Here is a 14,487-nt window from a genome sequence, read left to right as displayed (position 1 = left end):
CCTATGCGGCGAAATGGAAAAAAGTTCACATGAAAAATCCCCCTTTCTCATAGAATGGAAACGCTATGAGAAGGGGGGATTTGTTTTGAGCGCCATGTGGTCGGGAACGCTGCTGCTCACCGCCACCGGGCTGTTTGCCCAGGTGGTGGGCTTTTTATACCGGATGATGCTCTCCCGGCTCATTGGGGCGGAGACCATGGGGCTGTATCAGCTGGTGATGCCGGTGTACTCCATGTTTATGTCGGTGACGGCGGTGGGCCTGACGGTGGCGGTGTCCACCCGTGCCGCCCGGTGCCACGCCCTGGGAGACGAGGCGGGGGTGACCCAGGTGTTGGGGGCGGGCCTGCGCCGCTTCTTCCTCCTGGCCGTCCCCCTGGGGGCGGTGATCGTGTGGTGCTCAGACCCCATTTCCGTGTACCTGCTGGGGGATGCCCGCACCCGGCTGGGCATTGTGCTCTTGGTGCCCTGCGTCCTCCTCACCGGGGTGGAGAACCTGCATAAGCACTGTTTTTACGGCACTGGGCGGGTGCGTATCCCCGCCACCGTGGAGACCATGGAGCAGCTGGTGCGGGCCGGGGCGGTGCTGGGCCTGCTGGTGTGGCTGCTGCCCCAAAACCAGGAGCGCACCGTGGGCCTCATTGTGCTGGGTATGGTCCTCTGCGAGGTGTTTTCCGCCGTGTCCCTGGTGGTGCTCTTTCAGCGCACCCGCCCCCGGGGCCCGGCCCGGGACCCGTCGGTGGCAAAGGGCCTGTGGTCCATCGCCATCCCCGTGGGCCTCACCTCGGTGCTGGGCACCATCTTGGGCTCGGCCAATGCGGTGCTCATCCCCGCCAAGCTGGTGGAGGGGGGCATGGAGTCCGGGGCGGCTATGTCTGCCTTTGGCATCCTGTGCGGCATGACCATGCCCCTGCTGGCCCTGCCCACCGGATTTATCGGGGCGCTGTGCCTGACCATGGTGCCCGACCTGTCCCGGCGCACCGCCCACGGGGACGCCCGGGTGGCGGCGGGATTTCTCAACCGCATCATGTCGGTGACCATGCTGCTCATGGCCCCCTGTATGGCGCTGCTGGTGGTGATGGGCCCCACGGTGGGGCAGCTCCTGTTCCAGCAGCAACGGGTGGGGGAGTACATCCTGCCTCTGGCAGTTGGCACTCTGATGACCTGTGTGCAGTCGGTGCTGGGGGGCGCTCTCAACGGCCTGGGACTTCAGGGCAGGGGGGCCAGAAATGCCATTGCCAGTGACGTGGTGCAGCTGGCTTTTACCTATGGCACGGTGTCCATCTGGGGCCTGCGGGGCTTTGTGGTGGGCTTCGTCCTCTCCTCCTTGGTGGGGATGGGGATGAACCTGGCCTCGGTGCTCCATGCCACCGGGCTCCGCCTGCGGCTGTACGCCTGGTTTGTCCGCCCGGTGCTGTCGGCGGTGCTGGTGGGGCTGTGGTGTCGGCTGCTGTTTCAATGGCTGCTGGGAGCCGGGGTGTGGCTGGGCACCACCTGCGTGGTGTGCGTGGTGGTGGGCACGCTGCTCTATGTGGGCGTGCTGCTGGCCCAGGGGCTTTCGGTGTTTGGATGGTTATGGGCAAGGAGGGGGAAGAAAACTTGAAGGTTTCCATTTTGATTTCCACCGGGGGCGGGGACGCCTCCAACTATCTGGAGGCGGTGGAGCGGGCCGGGGGCCAGGGCAGCGCTGTGTACCTGCCCCAGCCGGACCTGCGCTATGATGGCCTCATTCTGGCCGGGGGCGGCGATATGCACCCAGCCTGTTTCCACTCGTTGAACCGGGGGTCCCGGGACATGGACCTGCCCCGGGACCGCCGAGAGCTGGCCCTACTGGACGCCTTCACCGCCGCCCGCCGTCCGGTGCTGGGCATCTGCCGGGGCCACCAGGTGGTCAACGTGTGGGCGGGGGGCAACCTGGTACAAAACCTGGACAAGACCCTGGCCCCCTTCCACCAGCAGCCCCAGGGGGATTGCCTCCACCCGGTGCGCACCCGGAAGGGCTCCCGCATGGACGCCTGGTATGGGGCGGTGGGGACCGTCAACTCCAATCACCACCAGGGCCTGGGCAAGCTGGGCCGGGGGCTGGTGGCCACCGCCTGGTCCGAGGGGGAGGTGGTGGAGGCTATGGAGCACCGCACCCTGCCCCTGTGGACGGTGCAGTTCCACCCGGAGCGGATGGGCCAGGAGGGAGCGGTGATTTTTTCCCAATTTGTCCAGCTGTGCCGACGCTTGAGGGGAGACGGGGAAGTGTGATATACTAGAAAAGATTTTTGACCTGGAGGTAACCCCATGCTGCCCATTGAACAACTGCCCATCCCCCTTCTGGAGTGGTACCGAGACAACGCCCGCACCCTGCCCTGGAGAGAGGACCCCACCCCGTACCACGTGTGGGTGTCTGAGATCATGCTCCAGCAGACCCGTGTGGCGGCGGTGCTGGACTACTACGCCCGGTTTATGGCGGAGCTGCCCGACGTGGCCGCCCTGGCGGAGGTGCCGGAGGGGCGGCTGATGAAGCTGTGGCAGGGCCTGGGCTACTATAGCCGGGCCCGCAACCTCCAGGCCGCCGCCCGGCAGATCATGGAGGAATATGGCGGCGTCTTCCCCTCCCAGTATGACCAGGTGCGGGCCTTGAAGGGGGTGGGGGACTACACCGCCGGGGCCATCTGCTCCATCGCCTTTCGACAGCCTGTCCCGGCGGTGGACGGGAACGTCCTCCGGGTGGTCACCCGCATCAACGGAGATGAGCGGGACATCACCGCCCAGGCCACCAAGCGGGCCATCGCCGCCCAGCTCAGTCCCATCATTCCCCTCCACGCCCCGGACAAGTTCACCCAGGCCATGATGGAACTGGGGGCCACGGTATGCCTGCCCAACGGAGCGCCTCAGTGTCAGCGCTGCCCCGCTCGGGACTTCTGCGTGGCCTGTGCCCAGGACAGCTGGAGCCGCATCCCGGTGAAGGCCCCCAAGCGTCCCCGGCGCATAGAGGAGCGGACGGTGTGGCTGCTCATTCATGAGAATCGAGTGGCCCTGCGCCAGCGTCCCCCCAAGGGGCTGTTGGCGGGGCTGTGGGAGTTTCCCAATGAGTTGGGCACTCAGCTGCCCCCGGAGTGGACGGGGGACATGCCCCAGGGCCGTTTTGGCGGGGTGGCCCGGCACATCTTTTCCCATGTGGAGTGGCACCTCACCGCCCAGGTGGTGCGCCTGGAGGAGGACCAGCTGCCCCCGGGCTGGGTGTGGTGCACCTGGCAGGAACTTGCCGACATTTACGCCGTGCCCAACGCCTTTGCCGGGGTGATGGACGTGGTGAAGGAGGAGATTCAGGGATGATCTGCAATCTGTGCCCCCGGCAGTGCGGGGCGGAGCGTACCCCGGAGGTGGGAAAGGGCTGGTGTCGCCTGCCCAGCGTGGCAAAGGTGGCCCGGGCGGAGCTGCACCACTGGGAGGAGCCCTGCATTTCCGGCACAAAAGGCGCCGGGACGGTGTTCTTCTCCGGCTGTACCCTGGGGTGCGTGTTCTGCCAGAACGGACCCATCAGCCACGAAAACCAGGGCAAAGAGGTGACAGAGGAGGAGCTGTACGCCCTTTTTGAAAAGCTGGCGGGGGAGGGGGCCCACAACATTGAACTGGTCACCCCCACCCAGTACATCCATGTGCTGCAAAAGGTGCTTGCCCGTCCCATCCCCGGAGATCTGCCGGTGGTGTGGAACTGTGGCGGATACGAGCGGGTGGAAATTCTCAAAAGCCTGGAGGGGAAGGTGGATGTATACCTGCCCGACCTGAAATATGTGACGGAGGAGTTGGCGGAGAAGTACTCCGCCGCCCCGGACTATCCTTCCACCGCAAAGGCTGCCATTGTGGAAATGTTCCGTCAGACGGGCCCGGTGCAATTGGAGGACGGGATTTTGAAAAAAGGGGTGGTCATCCGCCATTTGATTCTTCCCGGACGCCTCGCCGAGGCCAAGCGGGTGATGGACTGGGTATCGGAGCAGTTCGCCCCCGGGGAGGTGCTGTTTTCTCTCATGGCCCAGTACACCCCCTGTGGAAATCTGGAGCAGTTCCCGGAATTGCAGCGCACCATTCGCCCCTCCGAGTTGAGAGCCGCCCGGAACTACATGGACGCCCTGGGGATTCAGGGCTATGTGCAGGAGCTGGAGGCGGTGGGGGAGAAGTTTATCCCCGACTGGAACATGAGAGAAAATGAATAATGTAGAATGAAAAATGAAGAATGCAGGCCCTGAGGGCTTTGCCGGATTTCCGGTGTTGCTGGGTGTAGGGGAGGGGCTTGCCCCTCCCGAATCCCCCAGGGCAAGACGGGGGTAGCCACGGGCCGGGCAAGCCCGGCCCCTACCACAGCACCACAAGAAGTGCGGCGGAGTCCTTTGGCTCCCTCCGTCATGGCTTACGCCATGCCACCTCCCTCCCTGAGGGAGGCTTTTTTATGCGTTGATGGGAGAACTACCGGGGCAAGGTGGCATAGAGGTGTAAAGAAATGTAAACTTATTGAAAATGAAGAAGGATAATGGTAAGATATGAAAAAGAAAAGCAGAACTTACCCATATAAATAATGAAATAATCCAAAGTCATATATAATAAATATTGATGAGAGGTATATAACTATGGAGTTGAATATGGATAATCCATTTAGACCAAAGATATACCGGGGCAAGATTGCGTGTGTCGGTAATAATGGCGGCACATACTCGGAAACTATACGGTATGGGTTTAGAGATGCTGCATACATATTATTTGATGGTGTAGTGAAGGACAGAAAGTGTTCTGAGGATGAATTAGTCTATCCAATTGTATATTGTTGTCGACATAGTATAGAGTTATCTCTTAAAATTGCCATAGAAAACATTCTACAATTACAGAAACATAGAGAAGAAAAATACAAAAAATTGAATTTTCCTGGCGAATTAAGTGACAAGATAAAAAAGACTTTGGTGCATCATTCAATTGAAGACCTAGATGGGGTCTTAAAAGAGATCATTGCTGTTATTGGAGACAGCAGGCTGGAGAGTGGGTATCTGGACATCTCTGTTTTGTTGCAAGACTATTTCTTTGATGATAAAGGGGATGCGTTTCGATATGCTCGTAGCCTAGATCAGACACCGATTCTGGCTAGTAATGGAATTCATTCTATAGCAATAGCTACACTGAAAGAAAAATTTAGAATGATTATGGAGTTCTTTGATGGTTATTTGAGTGATATATACACTATTGCAGATGAATATTCGTTAGGTACTTTTACAAAACACTTATCACGCAGTGATTTGGAGGAAATCGCTCGTGAGCTACCACAATGTGATCGTTGGAGAGAACCAGAATTTGATGATATAAGACAACGGTTACGTGATAAATATGACATTTCTGGAAATGAACTATCTGAAGCCATAAGCATTATAAAAGAACATCTGTTTTTTTGCAGCTTGATTGGAAAAGAACATCAAATTGGTGGAATTAGTGACGATGAACTGAAAATTTATGCGAGGTACAGTGTGGAAATGTGTAAACTTTCCGAAAATGAAGGAAACGAAGAAGAAAATGGGCACTTTACACAGTCATCGCTAGAAAAAATACATAATTATTATAAAAAACAGAATGAGTTTTCTGTAGGGCTCTCTATTGAGAGTATTTCACTTTTAGCTGCATTTAGTAGTTTTGGAAAGAAATATTATAAGTGCTATGCAGAGAGATTTAACAGCCTATGGGATGATTTTAAACCTGACTCTGATACTGATAAGCCCGGACTTTTAAATAGAATACAAGATATTGAATTGGTATTAAAAGGTATGGAAAGATGTGGCCAGACGACGTACATTAGAAAGATAAGAGCTGCTTTGTCTATGGTAAAAGAATAAAGTATTACACATGAATTGATGCGTTCCAAAGATACACCACCCCCCGGACTTCCACAGTCCGGGGGGTGTCTGTTCATATTTTTTAAATTAAAACTCAGCGTTGCCCACGGTACGGGGATGCAGCTCCACGTCCCGGATGTTGCTGATGCCGGTGAGGTACATCACCATGCGCTCGAAGCCCAGGCCGAAACCGGCGTGGCGGCAGGAGCCGTAGCGGCGCAGGTCCAGGTACCACCAGTAGTCCTTGGGGTCCAGGCCCAGCTGGTGCATGCGCTCCTCCAGCACCTCGATGCGCTCCTCACGCTGAGAGCCGCCGATGATCTCGCCGATGCCGGGCACCAGGCAGTCGGCAGCGGCCACGGTCTTGCCGTCGTCGTTGAGGCGCATATAGAAGGCCTTGATGTCCTTGGGGTAGTCGGTGACGAACACGGGCTTCTTGTACACCTGCTCGGTGAGGTACCGCTCGTGCTCGGTCTGCAAGTCGCAGCCCCACTCCACCTTGAAGTCGAACTTGTCGTTGTTCTTCTTCAAAATCTCGATGGCGTCGGTGTAGGTCACACGGCCAAACTCGGAGCCCGCCACCAGCTCCAGACGCTCCTTCAGGCCCTTGTCGACGAAGGAGTTGAAGAAGTTGATCTCGTCGGGGCACTTCTCCAGCACAGTGCGGATGATATAGCGGATCATGTCCTCGGCCAGGTCCATGTCGTCGTTGAGGTCGGCGAAGGCGATCTCCGGCTCGATCATCCAGAACTCAGCGGCGTGGCGCTGGGTGTTGGAGTTCTCAGCCCGGAAGGTGGGGCCGAAGGTGTACACGGAGCCGAAGGCCATGGCGAAGTTCTCGGCGTTGAGCTGGCCGGACACGGTGAGGTTGGCCTTCTTGCCGAAGAAGTCCTGGGACCAGTCCACGCTGCCGTCGGGCAGGCGGGGCGGGTTGTTCACGTCCAGGGTGGTCACCTGGAACATCTCACCGGCGCCCTCACAGTCGGAGGCGGTGATGATGGGGGTGTGGACGTACACAAAGCCACGGTCCTGGAAGAAGCAGTGGATGGCGTGGGCAGCGACGCTACGCACCCGGAAGGCCGCAGAAAACAGGTTGGTGCGGGGGCGCAGGTGCTGGATGGTGCGCAGGTACTCCACGGTGTGGCGCTTCTTTTGCAGGGGGTAGTCGGGGGCGGACACGCCCTCCACCGCCACAGAGGCGGCCTTGATCTCCAGGGGCTGCTTGGCCTCGGGGGTGAGCACCACGGTGCCGGTGACGATGAGTGCAGCGCCCACGTTCTGGCCGGTGATCTCCTTATAGTTGTCCAGGACGTTGGCGTCCAGCACGATCTGGAGATTCTTGAAGCAGGAGCCGTCGTTGAGCTCCACAAATCCAAAGGTTTTCATGTCACGGATGGTGCGGGCCCAACCCATGACGGTGACCGTCTGGCCGGAGAGCTTCTCGCTGTCGGCAAAGACGGAGGCGATGGTGATGCGATCCATACTACTTCCCTCAATTCTCAAATGATCTATCCGAACACAAAGAGTTGTGTCAAAGGCGTTGATGGTACAACGCCAGGTTTTTCGGTTGTCCCGTCAGGGGCAAGAAAAACGGCAATTGATAACAGCCGCCGTGCGGCTATTATACCATTTTCTGAAGATTTTGCAAGGGCTGAGGGAAAAAAGAGGGGGGAGCTAGGGGTTCTTTTCCCGTGTGGCCCGCTTTTTCAGCAGGGTTCCCACTCCGTTTCCCACCAGGGCGCACACCAGGGAGATACCCCCGTGGAAGAGGGCGGAGCCGTTGAACAGCAGAAACACCGCCGCCACAGACAGCAGGGCGCAGGCCGCCGGATACAGGGGAGAGAAGCCGTGCCGATGCCCCAGGGACACCCCCGAGCAGAAGGTACCGATGGGCAGCAGCAGGAAGGGAAAATACACCCCGGAGAGGACGGGCACGTCCTGGGGGTCTAGCAGGCGCAGCAGAGTGGGCAGCCCCAAGCACAGCCCCAAGGCAAACACCAGATAGGGAAGACTTTCTCGCCAATGAAGGAGAGAGGGACCGGGGGCCAGCCCCAGTTTGGCCCGGATGGCGGCCACCTCCACATACCAGCCCACCCAGCGGCCCAGCCACACCAGCACATACACAGAGGCCAGAAGAATGAGACCAAACAAAGCCCCAGTTTGGCCGAAATTCAGCCCTGCCCACAGAGCTACCGTGGCAGCCATGAGGGTAAAATGGACCGCAGTGCGCTCCAGTAGAGAAGGGCCACGGTCTGCAAAGGGGAGGGTGGCTATTCCAATCTCCGCCCCCAGGAGCGCAAAAAGCAGGATGGATAGCAGGACTCCACAGCCCTCAAACGGGGGCGGGAAGGAGCAGGTGGGGCAGATGAACACGGCGGCTATCTCGGGGCCAAGGAAAGCCTGCAACCCCAATAGATAGCTCAACAAAATATGAACGGCAAGGCCAGCCAGAATGCCCAGCGTGATGCGGCGCTGTGCCTGTTTTTTGTCGTCAAAGAGCATACCTTACCCTCCTCTCATAAATCCAATGCCTGTTTGATCTTCTTCACATACCGCCGGGATACATACACGACGGTCCCGCCCGCCAGGGTCATTTTAATGGTGCCGGTGAGGGACAAATCCAGAGCGGTGACGTGGTTTAAGTTCACCACCTCCGAGTGGGATACCCGCACCAGCCGGGTTCCGGCCAGGGCCTCCTCCAGTTCATACAGCCGCTCCCGCACTGAGTAGGTCCCCGTGGTGGTCTGGCAGGACACCCCCTTGCCATCGGCGTAAAAGCGGAGGATGTCCGGGAGGGGAAGGAGCCGGGCCTCGCCGTCCCGGAAGACGGTGAAGGTGGAGGGGGCGGCCAGCTCTTCCAGTTGGCGCACCAGCTGTTCCACCTGGGGAGAGCGGGCGGGGGCGTGGATGACCACCTGGGTCTGGGTCAGCTGGGGGTCGATGTGCACTTCCACTTTCATGGCGTTCCCTCCCTTCTCTTGGTACTTTGAGTATACGGGAAATCCGGGGTGTTGTCTACCAATTGGGAATAGGCGGCCTGTTTTTCGGGACAGGTGGAAAAAACAAACGGGCCGCAAGAAGCACTTGCGGCCCGTTGGGGTCAATGTTCAAATACGTTGGCCACACGCTGGAGCTGGCTCACCACCTCCAGGTGCTGGGGACAGGCTCCCTCGCACTGGCGGCAGGAAATACAGGCCGAGGCGGGTGCGCCCTGGGCGCACAGCTCTCGGTACTCCTTCTTATGGGGAAGGCCGGGCTGGCCTAAGGTACGGTTATACAGGGCAAACAGGGCGGGGATGGGGATGCGCTGGGGGCAGCCGTCGGTGCAGTAGGAACAGGCGGTGCAGGGGATGGTGCCGTCTGCCTGAATCTGCTGGGCGGCCTGCCCCAGCACCGCCACCTCCTGGGGAGAGACGGGGCGGAAATCCCTCATATACCCGGTGTTGTCCGCCACCTGTTCCAGGGAAGACATGCCGGAGAGCACCATAAACACATGCTCCAGAGAGGCGGCAAAGCGGATGGCAAAGGAGGAGGGGGAGGCGTTGGGGTCCAGGGCGGCGAACCTCTCCCGCACAGCGGGGGAGGGATTGGCCAGCTTGCCACCCTTCACCGGCTCCATCACCACCACCGGCTTGTGGTGGGCCACCGCTACCTCGTAGCAGCGGCGGGACTGGACCTTGGGGTTCTCCCAGTCCAGATAGTTGATTTGAAGCTGGACAAAGTCCACCTCAGGGTGCTGGGTGAGCACCTCCTCCAGCAGCTCGGGGGTGCCGTGGAAGGAGAAGCCCGCCTGACGGATGTACCCTTCCGCCTTCTTCTGCTGGACAAAGGCGAAGCTGTCCAGCCGCTGGGCGATCTCGTAGTTCTCGTCGTCGATGCAGTGGAGCAGGTAGTAGTCGAAAAACTCCACGCCGCAGCGCTTGAGCTGGAGCTGGAACATGTCGGCCTGCTCCTGGGCGGTGGCCTCTTTCAGCTTGGCCAGGGGCAGCTTGGTGGCCAGGGTGAAGGAGTCCCGGGGGTGCCGCTGCACCAAGCAGCGGTTCACCGTCTCCTCACTGGTGCCTCCGTGGTAGAAGTAGGCGGTGTCAAAGTAGGTAAAGCCCCGCTCCAGAAACAGGTCCACCATCTGGCACACCTGGGGGAAGTCAATGGAAGTGTTGTCCTCGGCGTCCAGAAGGGGGAAGCGCATGCAGCCAAAACCCAGTTTTTTCATGGGTAGCGCCTCCCTCTTACAGCAGGATAACCCCGGCGTCCCGGCAGGCCTCCAGGGTCTGCTGGTCCCACACCGAGGCCTGGACCTCGCCGATGTGGGCCTTGCCCAGCAGGTACATGGACACCCGGCTCTGGCCGATGCCGCCGCCGATGGTCAGGGGCAGCTTGCCCTCCAGGAGCATTTTGTGGAAGGGCAGCTCCCGGCGGTCGTCGCACCCGGCCAGGGTGAGCTGGCGGTCCAGGGACTCGGGGCTGACCCGGATGCCCATGGAGGAGATCTCAAAGGCGCTTTCCAGCACCGAGTTCCACACCAGCAGGTCGCCGTTTAGATTCCAGTCGTCGTAGTCGGGGGCACGGCCGTCGTGGGGCTTGCCGGATTTCAGAGGGGCGCCGATGCCCATGAGGAAGGTGGTGGGGTGGTCCTTCACCCAGGCGCTCTCCCGCTCCTTGGGGGACAGCTCCGGCCACCGGTCCTCCAGCTCCTGGGCGGTGACAAAGGACACCTCCCGCTGGATGGTGGGCAGGGGAGTGAGTTGGGGATAGACCGCCCGGAGGGTGGACTGGGTGTCCGCCAGGGCTGCCACAATGGTGGTAACGGTGTTCTTTAAGTACGTCTCGTTGCGGTCCCGGGGGGCCAGCACCTTCTCCCAGTCCCACTGGTCCACGTACACGGAGTGGATGTTGTCCAGGTCCTCGTCCCGGCGGATGGCGTTCATGTCGGTGTACAGCCCTTCGCCCACCGAGAACTGATAGCGGTGGAGGGCCAGACGCTTCCACTTGGCCAGGGAGTGCACCACCTGGGCGTCCCGGCCTGCGTCGGGGATGTCAAAGGACACCGCCCGCTCTACGCCGTTGAGGTCGTCGTTGAGGCCGGTGGAGGCCTCCACAAACAGGGGGGCGGAGACCCGGCGCAGATGGAGAGCGCCGCCTAAATTGTCCTCAAACAGACGCTTTAAAAGACCGATGGCCTTTTGGGTATCGTATAGGTTTAAACAGGGGGAATACCCTGCAGGAATGACAGTGTTCAGCATGGCGCAGCTCCTCCAGACGTTAAGATAGAAAAGATTATACTTCATCACGCTAAAAAATGCAATTTCCGATTTGTATTTTTTTTGATGTGATGTTATAATATTAAGGTATTTTGAAATCCCCGTTCTGGGGGAAATGCACAGCGAAAGGAGAACCTATCCTATGGTTCCAAATTTTAAGGAAAAATTGGAAGAATACGCCCATCTTTTGGTAGAAGTGGGCTTGAATATCCAGCCCGGCCAGATGGTCAATCTGGCTGCCCCGGTGGAGTGTGCGCCCCTGGCCCGCCTGTGTGCCCAGGTGGCCCTGGATCGTGGGGCCAAGGACGTGATCATGGACTGGCGGGACGACTTCATCGTCCGGGAGCGGTACCTGAAGGCAGATAGCCAGGTGTTTGAGGAGTTCCCCCACTACCTCAAGGAGAAGTATGAGTGGATGGTGCAGGAGGGCTGCACCGCTCTGTCTATCATCGGCTCGGACCCTGAGATGCTCCGGGGCGTGGACTCCACCCGCATCCAGACCTGGCAGCGGGTGCAGGGAGAGAACACCCGGGTGTGGCACGACTCCCTCAGCGCCAACCGGTTCCAGTGGTCCATCGGAGCTCACCCCACCAAGGCTTGGGCGGAGAAGGTGTTCCCCGACAAGAAGGGGGAGGAGGCCATTGACGCTCTGTGGGAGGCCATCTTCTCGGTGTGCCGCATCACGGGGGACGGCAAGGCCGTGGAGCGTTGGCGCGACCACGTGGACGCCACGGCCCGGAGAGCCAAACTGCTCAACGAGTACAACTTCAAGACCCTGCACTACACCAACTCTCTGGGCACCGACCTGACCATCACCCTCCCCGACAACCACGTGTGGATGGGCGGCAGCGAGGATACCCCCCGTGGCGTGGAGTTTGTGGCCAACATGCCCACCGAGGAGATTTTCACCGCTCCCCGCTGGGACGGCGTCAATGGCCGGGTATACGCCGCCATGCCTCTGGCCCTCAACGGCAACCTGGTGAAGAACTTCTACATGGACTTTGAAAACGGCAAGATCGTGAATGTCCACGCCGAGGAGGGCGAGGAATACCTGCGCCACTCTGTGGGCATGGACGAGGGCTCTGCCTATTTGGGTGAGGTGGCCCTGGTGCCCTATGACTCCCCCATCCGCAACAGCGGCATCCTGTTCTACAACACCCTGTTTGACGAGAACGCCTCCTGCCACCTGGCCTTTGGCTCCGCCTATCCCAACTGCGTCAAGGGCGGCGAGGACCTGGACGAGGCAGGTCAGAAGGCCGTGGGGCTCAACCAGTCCATGAACCACGTGGACTTCATGGTGGGCACCAAGGATCTGTCCATTGTGGGCACCACTCAGGACGGGAAGGAGATTCCCGTATTTGTGGATGGCAACTTTGCTTTTTAAACAACATTGAGAATATAAGGAGGAACTGTACCATGGATTACAAGGCACAATATCAGCGCTGGATGGAGAGTCCGGCCCTGTCCCAGGAGGAGAAGGCGGAGCTGACCGCCATTGCCGGGGACGAGAAGGAAATGGAATCCCGCTTTTTCTCCCAGCTCAGCTTCGGTACCGCCGGTCTCCGCGGCACCATGGGTGTGGGCCTGTACCGGATGAATGTACATGTGGTGCGCCACGCCACCCAGGCGTTTGCCCAGGTGATTTTGGAGGAGGGCCCCGAGGCCGCCGCCAAGGGTGTGGCCGTGTGCTACGACTGCCGCAACAACTCCGAGCTCTTCGCCCATGAGGCCGCCTGCGTCATGGCCGCCAACGGCATTCCCGTGCGCCTGTTCGACTCCCTGCGCCCCACCCCCGAGCTGTCCTTTGCCATCCGGGAGTACGGCTGCATCGCCGGCATCAACATCACCGCCAGCCACAACCCCAAGGAGTACAACGGCTACAAGGTGTACTGGTCTGACGGCGCTCAGTTGCCTCCCGGCCCCGCCGACAAGGTGGCCGCCAAGATGCAGGAGCTGGACGTGTTCGACTGCGTGAAGACCATGGACTACAAGAAGGCTCTGGACGAGGGCCGCATCACTCTGATGGGCACCGAGACCGACGAGAAGTTCCTGGCCAACGTCATGGAGCAGGTCAACGACCAGCGAGCAGTGGACGCAGTGGCCGACACCTTCAAGATGGTGTACACCCCCTTCCACGGCACCGGCTACAAGCTCATTCCCGAGGCCCTGCGCCGTCTGGGTATGAAGCACGTGATCTGCGTGCCCCAGCAGATGATCATCGACGGGGATTTCCCCACCGTGGTCTCCCCCAATCCCGAGAATCCCGAGGGCTTCGCCCTGGCCGTGGACATCGCCAAGCGGGAGGGCGCTGACTTCATTCTGGGCTCTGACCCCGACGCCGACCGTGTGGGCATCATGGTGCGCACCAAGGACGACGACTTTGTGGTCATCAGCGGCAACCAGACCGGCGTGCTGCTGCTGGACTACCTCATTGGCGCCAAGACCCGTACCGGCAAGATGCCCGCCAATCCCGTGGCCCTCAAGAGCCTGGTGACCACCGAGATGGCCCGCAAGGTGGCCGAGGACAACGGCCTGAAGTGCTTCGACACCTTCACCGGCTTCAAGTTCCTGGCCGAGAAGAAGGACCAGCTGGAGAGCTCCGGCGAGGGCAACGTCATCATGTCCTACGAGGAGTCTTTCGGCTACATGCTGGGCAGCTTCGTCCGGGACAAGGACGCCGTCACCGCCTCTGTGGCCCTCACCGAGATGGCTGCCTGGTATGCCGGTCAGGGCATGACCCTGTACGATGCCCTCCAGGGTTTGTATGAGAAGTACGGCCACTTCGGCGAGCGCACCATGAACCTGGTGATGCCCGGTCTGGACGGCCTGAAGAAGATGGCCCAGCTCATGGCCGACCTGCGTGCCAATCCCCCCAAGGAAGTGGGCGGCACCGCCGTGGCCCAGTGGAAGGACTACAAGGACGGCAGCGTGGTGGACGCCGCCACCGGCGACCGCACCACCATGGAGCTGTCCGGCTCCAACGTGCTGCGCTACGAGCTGGTGGACGGCACCTCCGTCATCGTCCGTCCCTCCGGCACCGAGCCCAAGGTGAAGGTGTACATCCTGGCCCGTGGCGAGAGCCAGGCCGACTGCGCCGCCAAGGTGGAGCGGTACGCCGCCTGGGCCGAGAGCCTCAAGGGCTAAAAACATCCCAAACCGAAAAAATCCCGCTCCTGAATTGGAGCGGGATTTTTTATGCAGAAAGCTTGCCTGATCAGGGGCCTCGCAGAGTTCCGCCACCCGCAGGTGGCGGAATCAATTGAAATAACGTCATGTTCCAGGACATGTGCATGGGAAATGACACTTCTCATGGCGGATGGGGTGACTTTTTCGTAAGAAATCGAGCCCCATCCGTCATGCGAACCCCT

General features: G+C 59.8%; 12 protein-coding genes. 7 read left to right on the top strand and 5 right to left on the bottom strand.

Annotation, left to right across the window (positions count from 1 at the left end; all coding sequences use genetic code 11):
* The first annotated feature begins 94 nt into the window (after positions 1 to 94).
* From B5F22_RS05035 to B5F22_RS05015, 5 genes are all read left to right on the top strand, one after another.
* The gene (locus B5F22_RS05035; protein WP_087391591.1) at positions 95 to 1,600 is read left to right on the top strand and encodes an oligosaccharide flippase family protein; all 1,506 of its coding nucleotides are present in this window, start codon (positions 95 to 97) and stop codon (positions 1,598 to 1,600) included.
* Positions 1,597 to 2,250 carry a gamma-glutamyl-gamma-aminobutyrate hydrolase family protein gene (locus tag B5F22_RS05030; protein ID WP_158096625.1) on the top strand — a complete coding sequence of 218 codons (654 nt, stop codon included), beginning with the start codon at positions 1,597 to 1,599 and terminating at the stop codon, positions 2,248 to 2,250. Before B5F22_RS05035 ends, B5F22_RS05030 begins: the two co-directional genes overlap by 4 nt.
* Before the next feature lie 36 nt (positions 2,251 to 2,286).
* The gene (gene mutY, locus B5F22_RS05025; RefSeq protein WP_087391511.1) at positions 2,287 to 3,324 is read left to right on the top strand and encodes an A/G-specific adenine glycosylase; all 1,038 of its coding nucleotides are present in this window, start codon (positions 2,287 to 2,289) and stop codon (positions 3,322 to 3,324) included.
* Positions 3,321 to 4,202, top strand: coding sequence for a radical SAM protein (locus tag B5F22_RS05020; RefSeq protein WP_087391509.1), 882 nt, complete (start codon positions 3,321 to 3,323; stop codon positions 4,200 to 4,202). Before mutY ends, B5F22_RS05020 begins: the two co-directional genes overlap by 4 nt.
* A 411-nt stretch (positions 4,203 to 4,613) precedes the next feature.
* A complete protein-coding gene (locus B5F22_RS05015; protein WP_087370276.1) occupies positions 4,614 to 5,858 on the top strand; it encodes a hypothetical protein in 1,245 nt (414 codons plus the stop codon).
* Positions 5,859 to 5,945: 87 nt separating this feature from the next.
* Here the strand turns inward: B5F22_RS05015 and asnS are convergent, their stop codons facing one another.
* The 5 genes from asnS to asnA form a co-directional block, all read right to left on the bottom strand.
* Complete coding sequence (gene asnS / locus B5F22_RS05010) at positions 5,946 to 7,340, bottom strand: asparagine--tRNA ligase (RefSeq protein ID WP_087391508.1); 1,395 nt, start codon at positions 7,338 to 7,340, stop codon at positions 5,946 to 5,948.
* 192 nt (positions 7,341 to 7,532) lie between these two features.
* Positions 7,533 to 8,360, bottom strand: coding sequence for a DUF3021 family protein (locus B5F22_RS05005; RefSeq protein ID WP_087391506.1), 828 nt, complete (start codon positions 8,358 to 8,360; stop codon positions 7,533 to 7,535).
* Between the two features lie 14 nt (positions 8,361 to 8,374).
* Positions 8,375 to 8,818 carry a LytTR family DNA-binding domain-containing protein gene (locus tag B5F22_RS05000; RefSeq protein WP_087391504.1) on the bottom strand — a complete coding sequence of 148 codons (444 nt, stop codon included), beginning with the start codon at positions 8,816 to 8,818 and terminating at the stop codon, positions 8,375 to 8,377.
* Positions 8,819 to 8,958: 140 nt separating this feature from the next.
* Positions 8,959 to 10,071 carry an aldo/keto reductase gene (locus tag B5F22_RS04995; RefSeq protein ID WP_087391502.1) on the bottom strand — a complete coding sequence of 371 codons (1,113 nt, stop codon included), beginning with the start codon at positions 10,069 to 10,071 and terminating at the stop codon, positions 8,959 to 8,961.
* A 16-nt stretch (positions 10,072 to 10,087) separates the two neighbouring features.
* A complete protein-coding gene (gene asnA / locus B5F22_RS04990) occupies positions 10,088 to 11,101 on the bottom strand; it encodes an aspartate--ammonia ligase (RefSeq protein WP_087391500.1) in 1,014 nt (337 codons plus the stop codon).
* 160 nt (positions 11,102 to 11,261) lie between these two features.
* Between asnA and B5F22_RS04985 the strand changes: the two genes are divergently transcribed.
* The gene (locus tag B5F22_RS04985; RefSeq protein ID WP_087391498.1) at positions 11,262 to 12,503 is read left to right on the top strand and encodes an aminopeptidase; all 1,242 of its coding nucleotides are present in this window, start codon (positions 11,262 to 11,264) and stop codon (positions 12,501 to 12,503) included.
* Positions 12,504 to 12,535: 32 nt separating this feature from the next.
* Positions 12,536 to 14,263 (top strand): phospho-sugar mutase, encoded by a 1,728-nt coding sequence (locus B5F22_RS04980; RefSeq protein ID WP_087391496.1) that lies wholly within the window; start codon positions 12,536 to 12,538, stop codon positions 14,261 to 14,263.
* The last annotated feature ends 224 nt before the right edge of the window (positions 14,264 to 14,487 follow it).

Origin of the sequence: Pseudoflavonifractor sp. An187 (assembly GCF_002160275.1) — a bacterium.
Classification (GTDB): Bacteria; Bacillota; Clostridia; order Oscillospirales; family Oscillospiraceae; genus Enterenecus; species Enterenecus faecium.
This window is presented reverse-complemented; position numbering and strand designations above follow the sequence as displayed.

Coding starts and splice junctions, on each gene's coding strand:
- B5F22_RS04980 (WP_087391496.1), top strand. CDS start 12,536: ATGGATTACAAGGCACAATATCAGCGCTGGATGGAGAGTCCGGCCCTG.
- B5F22_RS05020 (WP_087391509.1), top strand. CDS start 3,321: ATGATCTGCAATCTGTGCCCCCGGCAGTGCGGGGCGGAGCGTACCCCG.
- B5F22_RS05000 (WP_087391504.1), bottom strand. CDS start 8,818: ATGAAAGTGGAAGTGCACATCGACCCCCAGCTGACCCAGACCCAGGTG.
- B5F22_RS05015 (WP_087370276.1), top strand. CDS start 4,614: ATGGAGTTGAATATGGATAATCCATTTAGACCAAAGATATACCGGGGC.
- mutY (WP_087391511.1), top strand. CDS start 2,287: ATGCTGCCCATTGAACAACTGCCCATCCCCCTTCTGGAGTGGTACCGA.
- B5F22_RS05035 (WP_087391591.1), top strand. CDS start 95: ATGTGGTCGGGAACGCTGCTGCTCACCGCCACCGGGCTGTTTGCCCAG.
- asnA (WP_087391500.1), bottom strand. CDS start 11,101: ATGCTGAACACTGTCATTCCTGCAGGGTATTCCCCCTGTTTAAACCTA.
- B5F22_RS04995 (WP_087391502.1), bottom strand. CDS start 10,071: ATGAAAAAACTGGGTTTTGGCTGCATGCGCTTCCCCCTTCTGGACGCC.
- B5F22_RS04985 (WP_087391498.1), top strand. CDS start 11,262: ATGGTTCCAAATTTTAAGGAAAAATTGGAAGAATACGCCCATCTTTTG.
- asnS (WP_087391508.1), bottom strand. CDS start 7,340: ATGGATCGCATCACCATCGCCTCCGTCTTTGCCGACAGCGAGAAGCTC.
- B5F22_RS05005 (WP_087391506.1), bottom strand. CDS start 8,360: ATGCTCTTTGACGACAAAAAACAGGCACAGCGCCGCATCACGCTGGGC.